At 28.4% G+C, this 17,815-nt stretch carries 14 protein-coding genes and 1 tRNA gene; 11 read left to right on the forward strand and 4 right to left on the reverse strand.

The window, feature by feature from the left end; genetic code table 11:
• The first annotated feature begins 1 nt into the window (after position 1).
• Together BSV1_RS04035 and BSV1_RS04040 are read left to right on the forward strand one after the other, a co-directional pair.
• Positions 2–1,774 carry a BB0569 family chemotaxis protein gene (locus tag BSV1_RS04035; protein WP_008882670.1) on the forward strand — a complete coding sequence of 591 codons (1,773 nt, stop codon included), beginning with the start codon at positions 2–4 and terminating at the stop codon, positions 1,772–1,774.
• A gap of 40 nt (positions 1,775–1,814) precedes the next feature.
• Positions 1,815–2,189, forward strand: a complete 375-nt coding sequence (locus tag BSV1_RS04040; protein ID WP_002557158.1) for a response regulator — start codon at positions 1,815–1,817, stop codon at positions 2,187–2,189.
• Between the two features lie 260 nt (positions 2,190–2,449).
• Here the strand turns inward: BSV1_RS04040 and BSV1_RS04045 are convergent.
• A tRNA-Leu gene (locus BSV1_RS04045) sits at positions 2,450–2,533 on the reverse strand.
• An 8-nt stretch (positions 2,534–2,541) separates the two neighbouring features.
• On the reverse strand, positions 2,542–3,231 hold the full coding sequence (gene pyrH, locus BSV1_RS04050; protein WP_008882658.1) for a UMP kinase: 690 nt from the start codon (positions 3,229–3,231) through the stop codon (positions 2,542–2,544).
• A 199-nt stretch (positions 3,232–3,430) separates the two neighbouring features.
• On the opposite strand from pyrH, the gene BSV1_RS04055 reads away from it, so the two are divergent.
• From BSV1_RS04055 to pyrG, 4 genes are all read left to right on the forward strand, one after another.
• Positions 3,431–4,507 (forward strand): glycosyltransferase family 2 protein, encoded by a 1,077-nt coding sequence (locus BSV1_RS04055; RefSeq protein WP_008882777.1) that lies wholly within the window; start codon positions 3,431–3,433, stop codon positions 4,505–4,507.
• Between the two features lie 62 nt (positions 4,508–4,569).
• Positions 4,570–5,376 carry an ATP-binding cassette domain-containing protein gene (locus tag BSV1_RS04060; RefSeq protein ID WP_008882779.1) on the forward strand — a complete coding sequence of 269 codons (807 nt, stop codon included), beginning with the start codon at positions 4,570–4,572 and terminating at the stop codon, positions 5,374–5,376.
• Positions 5,377–5,382: 6 nt separating this feature from the next.
• On the forward strand, positions 5,383–6,234 hold the full coding sequence (locus BSV1_RS04065) for a hypothetical protein (protein WP_008882825.1): 852 nt from the start codon (positions 5,383–5,385) through the stop codon (positions 6,232–6,234).
• Positions 6,235–6,413: 179 nt separating this feature from the next.
• The gene (gene pyrG / locus BSV1_RS04070; protein WP_008882402.1) at positions 6,414–8,018 is read left to right on the forward strand and encodes a glutamine hydrolyzing CTP synthase; all 1,605 of its coding nucleotides are present in this window, start codon (positions 6,414–6,416) and stop codon (positions 8,016–8,018) included.
• A gap of 16 nt (positions 8,019–8,034) precedes the next feature.
• Here pyrG and BSV1_RS04075 read toward each other — a convergent pair whose 3' ends face one another.
• The gene (locus tag BSV1_RS04075; RefSeq protein ID WP_008882472.1) at positions 8,035–8,559 is read right to left on the reverse strand and encodes a DUF1761 domain-containing protein; all 525 of its coding nucleotides are present in this window, start codon (positions 8,557–8,559) and stop codon (positions 8,035–8,037) included.
• Positions 8,560–8,698: 139 nt separating this feature from the next.
• Between BSV1_RS04075 and BSV1_RS04080 the strand changes: the two genes are divergently transcribed.
• From BSV1_RS04080 to recG, 5 genes are all read left to right on the forward strand, one after another.
• Positions 8,699–9,286, forward strand: a complete 588-nt coding sequence (locus BSV1_RS04080; protein ID WP_008882483.1) for a hypothetical protein — start codon at positions 8,699–8,701, stop codon at positions 9,284–9,286.
• 257 nt (positions 9,287–9,543) lie between these two features.
• A complete protein-coding gene (locus tag BSV1_RS04085) occupies positions 9,544–10,713 on the forward strand; it encodes a methyl-accepting chemotaxis protein (RefSeq protein ID WP_008882612.1) in 1,170 nt (389 codons plus the stop codon).
• Between the two features lie 88 nt (positions 10,714–10,801).
• Positions 10,802–14,287, forward strand: coding sequence for a DNA polymerase III subunit alpha (gene dnaE, locus BSV1_RS04090; RefSeq protein WP_008882335.1), 3,486 nt, complete (start codon positions 10,802–10,804; stop codon positions 14,285–14,287).
• Positions 14,288–14,298: 11 nt separating this feature from the next.
• A complete protein-coding gene (locus BSV1_RS04095) occupies positions 14,299–14,877 on the forward strand; it encodes a YggT family protein (protein WP_008882421.1) in 579 nt (192 codons plus the stop codon).
• A gap of 9 nt (positions 14,878–14,886) precedes the next feature.
• Positions 14,887–16,947, forward strand: a complete 2,061-nt coding sequence (gene recG / locus BSV1_RS04100; RefSeq protein ID WP_008882842.1) for an ATP-dependent DNA helicase RecG — start codon at positions 14,887–14,889, stop codon at positions 16,945–16,947.
• Here the strand turns inward: recG and BSV1_RS04105 are convergent.
• Positions 16,944–17,732: a M15 family metallopeptidase gene (locus BSV1_RS04105; RefSeq protein ID WP_008882753.1), complete on the reverse strand. Its 789-nt coding sequence runs from the start codon at positions 17,730–17,732 to the stop codon at positions 16,944–16,946. The two genes, recG and BSV1_RS04105, sit on opposite strands and share 4 nt — an antisense overlap.
• Positions 17,733–17,815: the final 83 nt, after the last annotated feature.

Here is a 17,815-nt window from a genome sequence, read left to right on the forward strand (position 1 = left end):
AATGGATAATAACAATAATGGTTTTAATTCCAACGATTGTTTGGCAACCTTATTTCATAAACTTGAAGCTTTTGATGAAAGCACAAGGCATATTTATTCAAATTTAAGCAAATCAATTCCTAAATTAATAGAAAAAATTTCTAAAGATTCTAAGGATTTATCTTTTAGTATTGATTTGATTTCCAATCTTGATCTTGATAATGATTCTTCTTTGAATAATTTTATAGCTAAAATTATAGGAGCATTAGATGATTTTGTTGCTTACTTTAATTCTTCAACAACTTCTCTTGAATCTCAATTTAGCATAATACGGAGTAAGGTTAAAGATATAGAAATACTTGAAGATGTTATTGAAAGAATGAAAAAAAGCTCTCTTGATATGGAAATAATGTCTATTAATACACTAACAGTTGCTATGAGAGCGGGTAAGGCTGGTGGAGCCTTTTCTTATATTACGAGTGAAATTAAGGTTTTAACCCAATCTATGATCAAACAGGCAGATCAACTTACAAGCAAGGGGCGCGAGGTTAAAATTGGTCTGGATAGAGCTAAAAATCAAGTATATGAAAGCAATACAGCTGAAAATAAAATTCTTGAAGAATTTAGAGATAATTTAATGAAAAAAATAGATGCTTTTTCAGATGGAATAGGAAGTGTTATTGCTCTTTATGATGATATTTTAAAAGTTTTATCTGAATTTAAGTTTAAACTTGTAAATTCTATTTCTTATCTTCAGTTTCAAGACAGGCTAACTCAATCTTTGCAACATTTAAATATTATGTATTCCAATATTGATGTTTTTAAATTTAGAGATATAAGTGAGATCCAAAAATTAAAAATTTTATCAGTTTTTACTGATACATCAAAAGTTATAGTAAAAGATGTTCTTGAAAAGCTTGAAAAAAATTATACTGTTTTTGAGAAATTTATTGATTCCTCTCTTAGTTCTATTCAAACCATTAACGATTTAAGGTCTGATAATTCTTTATACATAGATATTCCTAAAATAATAGAACAATTTTCTAGTATTTTGTCTGATCTGCTTAGAAGAATTGATGATGTTGAGAAGAATAATTCTAATTTTTTGAATTTATATTATGAACAGGTCAAGCTTATAAAATCATTAGAATTAATGTTTTCAAATATTTCAGCTATTTCTGCTAGGTTTCAAAATATTAATATAGCCTCAAAGATAGAAGTTGTCAAAAGATCTGAACTTAAAGCCATGGAGGGCAATATTTCAGAAATGTCTAAGATTATCAAAGAAATTGATTCTAACATTACCAAGGGAATAGAATTTTTAGATCAAATAATCTTTTTTCTTGAAAAAGTTGTTAAGGATTATGACAATAGATTTTATCTTGAAAAGAATTATTTTAATAAATTTAAAAAATTATTTATGGAAATTAAAAATGATATTCTTGATATTAAGAATATAGCTATTGATAATATTTTGTCTTATGAGGTTTTTTCAATTGAATTTATGGAAATATTTGAAGAGATGAAATTAGAAGTCTACAATGTTAGAAATTTAAAAAATTCTCTTTTAGATATAGATAACTTTTTAAGCAATATGGAAAGCAAAATAAATTTCAATCTTAATCTAGAATTATCTAAGATTGGAATTCAATCTGTTGAGATTGAAGATAAAGAATTTGTTAATAGAATTGCTAATCGATTTACTTTATTTGTTCACAAAAAACACTTATTATCTTTGATAGAGGAAGCCAAGGATGTTCATTCCTTTGATGAGGGTAGTGTAATTTTGTTTTAATTTTTATATACTTTTTAGGAGGGTTTTAGGAGAAAATTAGATGAAAAAAAGAATTTTGGTTATTGATGACAATAGGGCAATAAGGCAAAGCGTTGCTTATATTTTAGAACAAAACGGTTTTGGAGTCTCAGAAGCAAAAGATGGTTTAGAAGGGGTTTTAAAATTTAAAGAAGCAGTTGGGCAAGGGGATAAAGATTTTGACCTTGTTATTACAGATATCAACATGCCTAATTTAGACGGCATTGGTGTTATTAAGCAAATAAGGGAATTTGGCAGCTTTGTTCCTATACTTGTTCTTACCACTGAATCTGAGCAATCTAAGGTTGATGAAGGCCGTAAAGCGGGTGCTACTGGTTGGCTTGTTAAACCTTTTAATCCTGAAGCTTTAATGAAAACAATCTCAAAGATATTTTAAGTTTATATTTGCAATTAATTTGTAGACTTTAAAGTTTTATTATAATTAAAATGATTTTCAATATGTTATTTTAGAATAAGGACAACATATTGAAGGGGGTGTTTTATCCTTATTTTAATAATATTAAATTTTATTAATCATAACATTAGATTTTTATTAGTATAAGCAAGTAATTTATGAAAGAAAATTTTTCTTAAAAGAAGCAATTATTTTACTAGTAATGCTTGATAATCTTGAAGCTTCTAAAAAAGCAATCAAAATACCGGTAGTCGGAGTCGAACCGACACGAAGTTGCCCTCACCAGATTTTGAGTCTGGCGCGTCTACCAATTCCGCCATACCGGCATCAACTTTTATTTTACTATAACAGTGCCAAAAAAATCATTATTTTTGTTGAAAACTTTTTCTAAGTTTTCAATATTATTTCCATTTACTATGTAAAGGGTAAGTCCGAGTTTTGAAGAGAGCTTTGTTGCTATTGGGTCAAAAGGTAAATTTAAGCCCGGATTCCACTTTTGGCCCACAATGTTTTGTAATTGTGTCCAATTTAATTTTTTAAAAGCCGTTGCGTTTTTAAATTTTTTTGGATCTTTATCATAAACTTGATTTACGTTTGTTATATTTATGATATCTTTTTTATTAAATTTTTCTGCAAATTTTACGGCAATGTAATCTGTTGAGAATCCTGATTTCCATCCGGAAGCAATTAATATTTTTCCTTTAAAAGAAAAATTTTTTAAGGGATTGGTGACAATTTTGTCTTTACAAAAGGGATTCATTACTTTGCGCAGAAATTCTGCGTTTAGTCTTGTTGACATTATCCCAATCTCATCAAGCTCATGAACTTTAAAATCAGGATTGATTTTTTTATAAGCGTCTTGGTATTCTCTTGCAACTCTTCCTCCACCAACTATTAAAATGATTTTTCTTTTTTCATTTTCTAGTAGCCATTTAAAAACAAAGTTTTTAAAGTTTTTAATGAATTCTATGTTGATTTGATTTGAATTTATTACTCCTCCCCCAAGACTTATTATTTCAAGCATTCAAGCTCCTTATTTAGGTTAATGTTTTTTAAATTTTTTACTTTTAATAATATAGCAATTTCTGCTAAACTTTTCATTAAAACAAGTTTGAAACAATACAAACTTGTTAATTATATATTACAATTTAATTGTTATGCAAAAAATTAAAAGAATTTATTGTTAAGTATTTTAGCTTTGATTTTGCTTAGCAGTTTTTGTTTTGGAGGATATTGTGCATAAGTATAAAGTTTCTGTTATTATTTGTTTTTTTAATTCGGCTGAAACTCTTGATGCAATGATAAAGGATGCTGTTAATCAAACATTAAAAGATAAAGAAATTATATTAATTAATGATGGTTCTTATGATGGTAGTTTAGAGATAGCAGAAAAATATGCCAATAAATATAGCTTTATTAAGATTTTTAGTCAAAAAAATATGGGACTTTCTGCTTCTAGAGACAAGGGACTTTCTGAGGCTCAAGGGGAATATGTTATTTATTGGGATGGTGATGATTCTGTAGAGAGCACCATGCTTGAAGTTCTGTATAACAGAGCAAAAGCAGATAATTCTGATGTTGTTTGTTCTCAATTTTATATTTATTTTCTTGCAATAAATGTAAAAAGAAAATCTCTGCTTCCTTTTCCTAATTATCCATTAACAGGCAAGGAGGCGTTTAAAAATTTGCTTTTTACTGTTTATGCGACTTTTGGAAAGAAAAATTTTGTTGTTGGAACGTTATGGGATAAATTAATTAGACGGGAATTAATTTTAAAGAATAATATTCGGCAGCAAAATGTAGTATTTGAAGATATAGTTTTTGTTATGCAAATTTTCTTAAAAGCTTCTAAAGTTTCTTTTGTAAATAATTATTTTTATACTAATTTTCAAAGAATGGGAAGCATGAGCTCTTCTATTAATGTTTTACATAAATCTAAATTATCTCTTAATACAATGGAAACTTTATTAAAAAGAGAAGGTATTTTTAACGAATGTCAAAATTTGTATAAAAAATTTTTCTTGCAATTTTATTATTTTATTTCTTTTAAGCAAATTTATATTATTAGTTGGAATATTCCTGATAAGCTTGTTTATAGGGCTTATAAAGAAAAGCTTATTTCTGTTCTTAATGAGATTAAAGGATTACCTGAATTTCAAGATTGTTATGAATATGCAAAAAGTTTTGGATTTAATGAAATTCAAATTTTACCTAGAATTATGCTAAAAATTTGGAATTTTAGCTCAAGACTTTATGTAAATTTTTCTATATTTATTTATAAGTTTTTCATAAAAAATTGAATTTATATTTTTAATTTTATTATTTTTTTATGTTTTGACTTTTAATATATTAAGGAGTGTTTATGGCTATTGAGGCTGTTAATGTAAAATTTTCCTATAAGAGAAAAGAAGTCTATTCAGATTTAAATTTAAACATTGAGACCCCTCAAGCCTATTTGCTTCTTGGCAAAAATGGAGTTGGAAAAACAACTTTACTTAAACTTGTAAGTGGACTTTTGGAGCCCCTAAAAGGGAAAGTTTTATTTAACTCTTTAGCAGCTTTTCCAAGAAATCCCTTGAATTTAGTGAATTTGTTTTTTATTCCTGAAGAATTTTCACTTCCCAGATTGTCTTTAGCTGAATACAGCAAGGCTTTATCTATATTTTATCCAAATTTCAATGAGGCAGATTTTAAAAAATATTTATCGGATTTTGATCTTGATATTTCTCTTGATCTATCTTCAGCTTCTTTTGGACAGAAGAAAAAAAGTATTATTGCATTCTCTCTAGCTGCAAATGTTTCTTGTTTATTGTTTGACGAGCCAACAAATAGTCTTGATATTGTTTCAAAAAATGTTTTTAGAAATATGCTTTCTAATTTAAAGGATAGAATCATTTTTATTACAGGCCACAATGTAAGAGATTTGGCAGGGGTTGTGGATTATTTAATCATTGTTGGGGAAAAGTCAATTCTTTTTTCCAATTCAGTATCTTATATTAATAAAAATTATAAGATTAAAATTATCAGCGAGCTAAATGGAAATGAATTATATTATGAAAAAAATAAGGATGGATTTAAGGCGCTTTATTTTGAGAGTAGCAATGGAGCTGAAGTTGTTGATATTGAGTTTTTCTTTTTATATGTTACTGAAAATAAAAAGAAGAGGTAATAAAAGATGTTTAGCTTAAAAAGATTTTTGAATTTATTTTATTTTGATTTTATTTACAATAAAAAATTCTATACTTTATTAATAATTCAAGTTTTAGGAATGATATTTATATCTTATTTGCTTGTTAGATTTTATTTTAATTTTTCAGCAATTGATTTTTTAAAATTTTTTGCTCCTAAAATTTTTATTTTAACCTTGATTATATCGATTTTTACCATGTTTGATTATTACAAAGTGATTCATGATCCGTTTAGGAATATTCTTTATTTATCTTTGCCTGTTTCAACCTTTGAGCATTATTTTTTCAATTTAATTAAATATTTATTTGCGCTACCTTTAATTTTAATATTTATTTATTATTTAGGGGTTAATATTTTTTTATTCCTAGATAATGCATTCTTTTTAAGAGGTGGGGGTGCTGCATTCTTAGAATTAAGATATTTTTATGATTTTTTATTTGTTCGTTATTTTAATTTTTTATCTATTTTTCCAATCTTTATGTTTTTTAGAATAACTTTTAAAACGCATCCTTTTGTTAAGGTTTTGATATCCTTTTTAGGGACCATTGTGTTATTGTTTTTTTTCACGTCTTTTCTTTATTTGGGTTTTAAATATGTGCCATGTTCTTCGGATTTAATTTTTTCTTTTGACAGATTTTTAGGAGACTTATTTTTTAAAATAGTTTATAGTTTGGGATTTTTTTTATATTTGGCTTCATATTTTAAGATAGTAGAGTTTGGAAGTATTAGAAAAAAAAGCAATTTGTTTGCTATTCTTGGGTTTTTAGTTTTTTTGGCAATATTTAATTATTACTATTTAAGCAAAGGTTCATTATATTGTTTTGTTAATTATAATTAAAATAGTTTAAAAGATTTAAAACAATGGCTTAGAAATAGCTTTGTAGCTAAGCATTAATAATTTTTATTTTAATTTAATGTTTTTGTTTTAATGCAAGTCTGTTTTATTATGATTTGTGAATTCTTTTTAAGCATAAGCTTAATTGGATTTAAATTTAAAGTTTTAATTTTGGGGTATACATGAAAAAAAACTTAAAGATTTTAGTAATAACAGGAGGCGTGATCTCTGGAATTGGTAAGGGAGTTACATCGGCAAGTATTGCAAGGTTGTTTAGATATGATTTTAGAGTTACTCCAATTAAATGTGATGGGTATTTAAATACTGATCCTGGCACTATTAATCCTGTTGAGCACGGAGAAGTTTTTGTGCTTGATGATGGAGGAGAGGTTGATATGGACTTTGGCCATTACGAGAGGTTTTTAAATCTTAATGCCAAGTCTAGTTGGAACATTACAATGGGCAAGATATACAAAAAGATACTTGAAAATGAGCGAAAGGGCAAATATTTGGGAAGAACAGTTCAGCTTATTCCCCATGTTACTGATGAGATCAAATCTACAATTTTTCAGATTGCAAGTTCTGAGAATAGTGATATGTTGATAATTGAAATTGGTGGAACCGTGGGAGATATGGAAAATATTTTATTTATTGAGACAGTAAGACAAATAAGACAGGAGATTGGGGGTGGTAATATTTCTTTTATTCATTTAACCTATGTGCCAAGTCCAGCTGGAATTAATGAGCAAAAATCTAAACCTACCCAACAGAGTGTTAAAACCTTAAATAAAGCAGGTATTTTCCCCGATTTAATTATTGCTAGAAGTTCACAAGTATTGACAGACCAAATCAGAAAAAAAGTGGCAATGTTTTGCAATGTTGAGAGCACTTCTATTATTGACAATGTTGATGTTTCTACTATTTATGAAATTCCTATATCTTTTTATAAGCAGGGTGTACATGAGATTTTAAGCTCTAAGTTAAATATTAAGGTTGTTGATCCAAAGATAGAAGAGCTTTCAAAGCTTGTAGGAGTTATAAAATCTAATTTTTTTGCGCCTAAAAAAATTATTAATATTGCTATTTGTGGTAAATATGCTGAACTTGATGATTCTTATGCATCAATTAGAGAGTCTTTGGTTCATGTTGCAGCCCATTTGGATTTGCTTATTAAAAGCACTTTAATTGATTCTAATGATTTAAATGAAAGCTGTTTAAAAGAGTTTGACGGCATTATTGTTCCTGGCGGCTTTGGAGGCAAGGGGTATGAAGGTAAAATTATGGCTATTAAATATGCTCGTGAGAATAATATTCCCTTTCTTGGAATTTGTCTTGGTTTGCAGCTTGCTGTAATAGAATTTGCTCGCAATGTTTGTGGAATACTTGATGCTGATACGGAGGAAAATTTAGCAAAAGACAAGCCCTTAAAAAGTCCTGTTATCCATTTACTTCCTGAGCAAAAGGGAATTAAAGATAAGGGCGCTACAATGAGGCTTGGTGGATATCCTGTGATTCTTAAAAAGAATACAATAGCTTTTAAACTTTATGGCCAAGATCGGATAATTGAAAGATTTAGACATAGGTATGAAGTTAACAATGATTATATAGATTTATTTGCAAAAAATGGGCTTATAGTATCTGGATTTTCAAGTGATTTTAAAATGGCAAAATTAATAGAAATTCCTGAAAATAAATTTTTTGTAGCTTGCCAGTTTCATCCAGAACTTATTACAAGAATAGAAAATCCAGCCAAGCTTTTTCTAGGACTAATTAAAGCTTGCATTTGAGTGTCTATTTGATTGCTTAGTGAGTAGGCAGGTTTTCAAAATTAATGTTTGTAGTGCTCTCAAATTGGAATATTTTATAGCTTAAAAATAATTTAGAGAATATGGTTAGTAATATTATTGTTAAAAGGTCAAAAAAAGCATTAGCTATTGTTAAATTAAATGGTCTTTTTTCATAGATTATATCGTTTATTACTTTGGGTAAGCTAAAGGCAAGCCAAGTTATGCTAGATATTAGTATTGCAGATAATATATTGTAATTTAAGTCTGTTAAGCTTCCAAGAGAGTTGTTAGTAAGAGTTATTAGATTGTTGAATAAATTGATAAGAGCATTTATTAAAAAACTTTGTAATAAATGATTTAAAGCTAAAACAAAGATAGCAATTATTTTATATTGTTTTTTTTGAGTATTTAATGTGTTGGCACTAGTAATTATTTTTTTTAATAATATTTTTCGGTATATTGTTTCTAATAATATTTTAAATAAAGTCATGCTGACTATTAATATTAAATTAATATTTGAGAACATGAATTTGATTAACATAATTTTCCCTTTCATTTTCGGCAATGATTTAATTATAATTAGTATATAATAAAATATTTTGATTTCTTTAATAAGATTTGTATTTTATTATATTTATATAATAGCTTTAATTTTTGGCAATTTTTATCAGGAGGATTGAATGAAAGAAGAAGACATTAGAAAAACAATTTTAATGAAAAGGCTAGTTAAATATTTTTTTGATGAGCTTAAGTATAGAATGAAGATTCGTTGTCTTAGAATAAGCAATAAAGAGATGAGCACTAAGTACATACTTCTCAATCTTTTTAGGAAAATTGCAAATCTTCCTTTTAATAAGCAATATGAAATAGAAGAGCAGTTTGCTCTTGAAGTTGGCGAGAGAGTTGTGCTTACAGATGCTGTTTTGATTAAAAGAATTGATCATGAACGATGTGTTATTGTTGGGATTGTTGAGGCAAAAACGGATCAAGTTGATCTTGATTATGAATTTAATAGATTTTTTATTCAGGACAAAAAAATCAACGTTCTTTTTTGGCAACCCAAAAAAGTTATCCTCAAGCAAGATGATAAGTTGTTTACAGTAGAATCAGACGATATTTTTAATTTTGACAACGATTTTAACTTGCCAAAAGTTAAAGCTAAATTAGAAGAGTTTATTGATATTTTTTTATGTTTTTTTTCTTACAGAGATGTTCTTTTTGAGTATAATGAAGTTAGTGGGCGTTATTCTTGGGTAAAAAGAAAGTAAATTTAATTTAAAATTAGTTTTAAATTAAATTAAATTAAATTAAATTAAATGAGGAGAATGATTTGTATCTTTAGATGGTTTTATGGTTTAAGATGAAAGCTTAAATTTATTTCAAAGTAATTAATTTTTACCATTTAAATGTAAAAATATTTTTTGTTTATTGATGTATTTAATTTGATATTAAAAGTTGAAACAATGTGTCAAATTAAGTACTGGTGACTCTATTCAAAAAAAAGTTTTTATGGTAGAATCCCTTTATGAAAAAATTTTCGTTTTTTAAAAAAAAGAAAAAAGCTGTTGATTTAAATCTTTTAAATGTTGTTGGTAATGACAAAAAAGATTTGAGTACTTACGAATATAAGGCTCCTGTTAAGGAAATGCTAAAGGGATTTTATCATACCAAAGCTTCCATTTCTACTCTAAAAATAGGGTTTGAGTCATTACAAAGGATTTTGTTTTCTGAAATAGAAGATTTTGATCAGATATTTTCTACTTTTGTTGAGATGACAAATAATGCTCGTAATCAGATAAGCGTTATTTTTAGTGATCTTGGTAAAAATAATAAGGAAAAATTAAATCAAATATCTTCTGTTATTGTTGGAATTCAAGGCAGCTTAGAAACAATAAGTAATTTTTTAGGTGCTACCAATATGATTTCTCTTAATGCAAAGCTTGAGGCTGCAAGAGCTAAAGAATATGGTAAAGGATTTTCTGTTGTTGCAGATGAGATCAAGCGACTTTCTGATCAGGCAAAAGGTGTTATGAATATGATTTCTGTAAAGGAAATTGAGGAGGTTTCTAAAGATTTGATTTCTCATAACCTTAAGGATTTGCAGATTGATATTGATAAGTTCTTTGCCGAGATTCTTGAACAGCTTAATTATCTTGAGAACATATTTAAGCGCTTTTCAAGGAGTCAAGAGGAATTTTCTTCTTTGATTGAAAGTCTTGAGAGTATAGATGCTAATATGGCTTATTATTCAAGAAGCTGTGATTCTTTGATTGGCTCTGATACTTTTATGCTGTCTAATGATGAATTTTTAAAAGAGCTAGAATTTATTATCTCAGACCAATTTTCTTGGATTAATAATTTGAGATTACTTGTTGAGGGGCAAAGGACAATATTCATTCAGACAGATGCTTCCAAGCATGGGTTTGGATTGTTTTATAAAGGATTGTCCCCCAAGAATGATGCTATCAGGCAGTTGTGGGAAGAAGTATACATTCCTTATTTAAATATTAATAAGTTTGCAGCTGAAATTTTGATTATATTTAGGGTAGAGAATCGTAGTGATAGCGGTTTAAGGCAAGCTAAAGATTTTTTGTCTCAAGCTGAGAGTTTATCTGAAGAAATTGTTAGAAAACTTGAGCACATTAAAAAGATGGTAATTGAATTGGATGATCAAGGAATTAGTATTTTTTCTTGATTATTTTGATAAGATTTGTTGCAATAATTTAAATTAGAGATTTAAAAATTATTATGACTTTTTTAATTTTTATTTATTTGGCTAAGGTTTGTTAAAAATCAAGTTTTATTTTGATAAAATAATTTTAGGTATGAGTTTTAGGTCTAGGTTTATTCATCTTCATGTTCATTCAGATTATTCTCTTTTGGATGGAGCTGCAAAAATATCAGATATTATATCAAAAGCAAAAAAATGCAATATGTCGCATATTGCATTAACAGATCATGGCAATCTTTTTGGAGCTATTAAATTTTACAAAGAAGCTAAAAAAGCAGGAATTAAGCCAATAATTGGCATTGAAGCCTATATGGCAAAAACTTCTAAGTTTTTAAAAAAACAGGATGATCTTGGAAAAATGTCTTACCATTTAATTTTGCTTGCCAAGAATGAGTTGGGTTATAAAAACCTATTAAAGTTAACAAGTATTTCTTATCTTGAAGGGTTTTATTATCGTCCAAGGATAGATAAAGAGGACCTTGAAAAATATTCAGAAGGTTTGATTTGTACTTCAGCTTGCATTGGGGGGCTCATTCCAAGACTTATTTTGGCCAATAGATTTGAAGATGCTAAGAATGAAATTCTTTGGTTTAAAAAAGTTTTTGGCAATGATTTTTATCTTGAGCTTCAAAGGCATGGTATTAAAGATCAAGACATTGTAAATGAAAGGTTGGTTAAGTATTCTAGGGAACTTGGAGTTCCTTTAACAGCAGCCAATGATTCTCATTATGTTAACAGAGAAGATGCAACTGCTCAAGACATCATTGTTTGTATTGGTACTGGCGCTAAGAAAAGCGATGAGAATAGATTAAAAATGGAAACCAATGAATTTTATATTAAATCTCAAGAGGAAATGTGTGAACTTTTTAATGATTTGCCTGAAGCTTTAGAAAATACTGTAAGGATTGCAGAAAAGTGTGATGATTTTAAAATAACTTTTCCAGGCCCTATTTTGCCTGATTATCAAATTCCTGTTGAATTTAATACTCTTGGTGAATATTTGGAACATCTCACACTTGAGGGGTTGAAATTTAGATATAAAAATTTGACAAGCAAAATAAAAGATAGAGCTTTTTATGAATTGAGCGTAATAATTGGAATGGGCTTTGAAGGCTATTTTTTGATTGTTTGGGATTTTATTAAATTTGCTCATGATAACGATATTCCTGTTGGAGCTGGGCGTGGTTCTGGTGCTGGTTCAATTGTGGCTTATGCTCTTAGGATTACTGATATTGATCCTTTAAAGTATAATTTGCTTTTTGAGAGATTTTTAAATCCCGAGCGTATTTCTATGCCCGATTTTGATATTGATTTTTGTTTTGAAGGCAGAGATGAGATTATAAAATATGTTACCAACAAATATGGAGAAGATAAGGTAGCTCAAATAATTACTTTTGGAACCTTAAAGCCTAAGGCTGTAGTTAAGGATGTGGCTAGAGTTTTAGATATTCCATTTGCTGAATCAAATGAACTTACTAAGTTTATTCCTGATGGTCCTAAAGTTTCTTTAAAAGAGGTTTTAGATGACAATTCTTTGAAGGAGTATTTTACTAGCAAGCCTGTTTATAAAGAATTAATGAATGCCGCATTGGTTCTTGAGGGAATGAATAGACATGCTTCAACTCATGCTGCAGGAATTGTAATTTCTAAAACCCCTTTAACCGACTATGTGCCTCTTTATAAGGATTATAAGCAAGGTTCTGTTTCTACTCAATACACAATGGATTTGCTTGAAGAATGTGGGCTTGTTAAGATGGATTTTCTTGGTTTGAAAACATTGACGTTAATAAAAAATGCAGAAAATCTTATTAGAAGTGTAAATCCAGATTTTAAAATAAAAAATATTCCAGATAATGATGTTAAGACTTTTAATATGCTAGGAGAAGGAAGAAGTGCGTCTGTTTTTCAGTTTGAATCTGAAGGAATGCAGCAAATTCTAAAAGACGCAAAGCCTGATAGCATTGAAGATTTAATAGCTTTAAATGCTCTTTATAGACCAGGTCCTATGCAATTTATTCCTCAATTTATTGCTGCTAAAAAAGGTGTTAAGAGAATTAAATATCCTCATCCCGATTTAAAGGAAGTTTTAAGACCAACTTATGGGGTTATTGTTTATCAAGAACAAGTAATGGAAGTTGCAAAAATAATTGGGGGCTTTTCTCTTGGCAAGGCCGATATTTTAAGACGTGCTATGGGTAAAAAGAAAGAAGACGAGATGAATGAAATGAAAGTCGACTTTTTAAGAGGCGCTATTGAGAAAGGATATGACAAAGAAATTGCTAGTGAAATTTTTGAACTTTTAAAGCCTTTTTCTGGGTATGGATTTAACAAATCGCATGCAGCGGCGTATTCTTTAATAGCATATCAAACCGCTTATCTTAAGGCTAATTATCCTGAATATTTTATGGCTGCCAATTTGACCAATGAAATTAATAATAATGATAAGCTTTCTTATTACATTGAAGAGTCAAAAGCTATAGGTATAAACGTGCTCAAGCCCGATATAAATCGATCATTTAGGGAATTTCGTGTAACTGATTCTGGAATTTCTTATGGGCTTAATGGGATTAAAAATCTTGGAGGAATTGTTGTTGATTTAATAATTGATGAGAGAGAAAAAAACGGCAAATATAGTTCTTTTGAAGATTTTATAAGACGCGTAGATGATAAAGTAATTAATAAGAAATTTTTAGAATCTGCAATAAAATCTGGACTTTTTGATAGTTTGGATCAAAATAGAAAAACTTTATTTGAAAATCTTGATCGTTTGATTGAAGTTGTTTCAGAAGATAAAAATAATAAAAAACTTGGTCAAAACAGCTTATTTGGTGCTCTTGAAAGTCAAGATCCAATTCGGCAAAGTTTTAATTATCAAGCCTTTAAAGAGTATTCTTATTCTGAGCTTTTAGGATTTGAAAAAGAGCTTTTAGGATTTTATGTGTCGGGTCATCCTCTTGATCCTTATAAAAAGGCAATTGACAGTTTTTCCAGTTTAAATGTTTTAACAGATCTTGCTGCCAAAAAAGATAGCATTGTTCAATTTTCTGGCATTTTAAATTCAGTAAAAGTTATTCAAACTAAAAGAAATAATGCAAAAATGGCTTTCGGTGTTATAGAAGATTTTAAAGGCGCAATAGATATTGTAGTTTTTACAGAAAGCTATGAAAGATATAGAAATTTTTTACTTGAAGGCAATGTTATTGGGGTTGTGGGTAGGCTTACGTTTAACAGAGACAAATTTTCAATTGTGGTTGAAAAAGTTGTAAATATTGAGAGACTTTCCGAAGATAAAATAAATAATATTCATATTAAGTTTTTAAATAATAAATTAAATGACCTACAATTACTTAATTCTTTAAAGGAAAGTATAAGTAATTTTGAGGACAATTCTGGATTTTCAAATGTTTATTTTTATTTAAGGGAAAATGGTAAAGATTTGAAATTAAAAATGAATTCGATTTTAAATTTTGTGCCAGATGAAGATAAGCTTGATAAGTTGAGAAAGTGTGTGATAGTTGAAGATGTTTGGGTTGATTAGGAGGTGCTGTTTTGGTTGTTTTAATACAAATTTTAATGGTATTTTTGCAGATTTATAGGATTTTAATTTTAATTAGGATCCTTCTTAGCTGGCTTGTGTCTTCAGGGATTAATACCAATGTATTTTTCAGATTTATACATGTTGTTACAGAACCATTTTTATCTTTTTTTAGAAAAATTCCTCTTTTTACATTTGGTATGTTTGATTTTTCTCCAATTGCAGCTTTAATAACTTTGACTATTTTTGAAAGAATGTTGGCTTATGGGAATTATAAGCTTTCTACATTTATTATTTTATTTATTGTTGAAGTTTGGGGGATATTTAGAAGCATTTTTATTGCTATAGTTTTCTTTTTATTGTTGAGATTATTATTGTTGTTTTTGAATTTGTTCCAAGGCTCAGACTTTTTTAAAACAGTCGATTCATTTTTACTTCCTTTGTCCACTAAGATAAGCGGTGTGATTACTGACAAACACATGTCTTATACTTTACGTTTGATTGTTGGGAGTGCTTTAATGGTAGCATTTATAATTATTATTGAACAAGTTGTATTTGTTATTAGAGTTTTAGGAACATATTTGCCTTTTTAGGAGATTAAAATGTTTTTACATGAGTTTGAATATGAGTTTAAAGGTATAGGTGGTCTTGGTGAGAAAGGGGTTGAAAGGTTAAATAATCTGCAAATTTTTAATGTTAAAGATCTTATTGAGTTTTTTCCTGTAAAGTATGAAGATCGTCAAAATATACAAACTTTTCCAGATTTTTCTAAGGTGAAAAGTTGCGATATGATGACGGTGTTCACAGTTCTTGGGCATAAAAAATTTGGGGATAGTTCTAAAAAAAATTTAAAGTTAACAGTTAAAAGTATAAATGAGGAACCTTTCGAAATTCTACTTTTCAATAGGGCTTTTTTAGAGAATGTTTTTAAAATAGATAAAAAATTTTATATTTATTCTAAATTTACCTATAATGATTATAGTGGTTTATGGAGTTGTTCTAATTTTGACAGCGAAGTTTACAGTGACAAGCCTGAAAGGTTTAAAAAAATTCTTCCGGTTTATTCTTTGACAGAAGGATTAACGTCCAAGAAAATTTCATTATATGTAAAAGAAGCTCTTGAATATTTTTTTAAGTTTGGGCAAACAGACATTCCCAGATTTTTAATAGAAAAGTATTCTTTATTATCGTTAAGTGATGCTTTAAAAGAGATTCACTTTCCAAGTTCATTAGAAATGCTTGAAAAGGCAAAAAAGACATTAATTTACAGAGAAATTTTTTTGCTTCAGTTTTTTTCAAGGTATAGATCTTCTAAGATTCTTTTTCGAGAAAAAAAAGATTTATCAAAAGATTTGCTTGAAAAGGTTGTCTCGAGCTTGCCCTTTGAGCTTACAGGAGATCAAAAAATTTCTATTGATGAGATATTCTTTGATCTTAACTCTTCTAAGCCAATGAATAGATTGCTTCAAGGTGATGTTGGAAGTGGTAAAACCCTTGTTGCCTTGCTTTCAGGACTTCCTTTAATTGAAGCTGGATATCAGGTAGCATTTATGGCTCCTACAGATCTTTTGGCTCGTCAACATTATGATAATTTATCTAACATATTGGCGCCTTTTAACATTTCAATGACTCTTTTGACTGGTAGTTTAAGAAAGAGGGATAAGGAGCAAACTCTAGAAAGCATTAGAAATGGGACTTCTGGTTTAATAGTTGGAACACATGCTATTTTTTACGAAAGTACAGAATTTAAAAGATTGGCGTATGTTATCATTGACGAACAGCATAAATTTGGAGTTGTTCAAAGAGAAGAGCTTAAAAACAAAGGAGAAGGGGTGGATATGCTTTTAATGTCTGCAACACCTATTCCTAGAAGTTTTGCATTAACACTTTTTGGTGATCTTGAAGTTTCGTTTATTAAAACCTTGCCTAAGGGTCGTTTGCCTATTACTACTTATTTAGCAAGGCATGGAAATGAAGATAAAGTTTATGAGTTTTTAAGAAAAGAGCTCTTAAAAGGTCATCAGGTTTATTTTGTTTATCCATTAATTTCATCTTCAGAAAAATTTGAATTAAAAGATGTTAATAATATGTGTTTAAAATTAAAAGAAGTGTTTGGCGAGTATGTTGTGGACATGCTTCATTCTAAGTTGCCATCTGATTTGAAAGAAGAAATTATGAAAAATTTTTATTCGAAAAAAGTAGATATTTTGGTGGCGACTAGTGTTATTGAGGTTGGAATTGATTGTCCAAATGCAACTTGTATGGTGGTAGAGCATGCTGAGCGTTTTGGGCTTTCTACTTTGCATCAAATTAGAGGTCGTGTTGGTAGAAGCAATTTACAATCTTTTTTCTTTTTGCTATATAAAGAGCCTTTGACAAGTGCTGGCAAATTTCGATTAAAAACTATAAAAGAAAATTTGGATGGATTTAAAATAGCAGAAGAAGATTTAAGGCTAAGGGGGCCTGGCAATTTATTTGGACTTGAACAAGCAGGATATTTAAAATTAAAAATAGCTAATTTTGTTAATGATAGAGAAATCATAGTCTTGATTCGAGAAGAGCTCGATTTATTTTTTTATGATAATTCTGCTTACGATAAGCTTGATATTGATTTACTAGACAATCTTTTTTGTTCTTATTTGAATGCTGGAAGAAGTATTTAGTTTGCATATTTTTCAATTAGGTTAATAAGGTTTGTTTTGTTCTGGTTCCAAAATTCAAAAAGCTTGTGTTGTAAATTATTAAAATATTTTTTCTGAATAAAGCATGGCTTAGGTCCTATGTATAAGTAGTGCCAAGGCTCTGCTTTATATCCAGTTTCCGTTTCAAATCCTTTTGGGTATGAAATGGAAAATCCGTATTTTAGAGAGTTTTCATAAAGCCATTTTCCTTCTTTTGTGTTTAGTAAATTATCATCTATATTTATAAAATCTATTGCTGTTCCCATATGATGTTGAGAATGGCCCGGAATTGCTGATTGGGTTTCTGCAACTTTCCTACCATAAGTTTTGACATTGTAATCAAATAAAAATTTTTGATATTCTTGCGTTCTGTAAGCGGATTTGATTTTAATTTCAATTCCAAATTTTTTTGCATCTTTTATTAGTCGAATTAAATCTTCGATTAATATTTTTCTTACTTTAATAGTCTTTGCTCCAAGATTTTTAAGATCTTTAAAATCATCAATATTTACCAGATCAGGTATTTTATAATTTTCAGGAATTGGTATTTTTTTATTTATTAGGGTTAAGAGATTATTTTTTTCTGCATCTACTAAGGGTTTTATTTCTTTTAAGAACTGAATAGGATTTTTTTCAATAAAATTTTTGCATTCCTTATTCATTGTTTGGGCAATCTTTAACAGTATTTCTAAATCTTTTTTTGAAATGTTGTTAGCCAGCAAGGACAGGTTAATAAATAGAAATAATAAAGCATAAATTGATTTCATATTATTTAATTATAATATATTTTAGTATAATTAGTAGTTAATTCTAAATATATGTATATTCTAGATTGGATTAAATTTAGTTA

Origin of the sequence: [Borrelia] finlandensis, from assembly GCF_000181875.2 — a bacterium.
In the GTDB taxonomy this organism is placed as follows: domain Bacteria; phylum Spirochaetota; class Spirochaetia; order Borreliales; family Borreliaceae; genus Borreliella; species Borreliella finlandensis.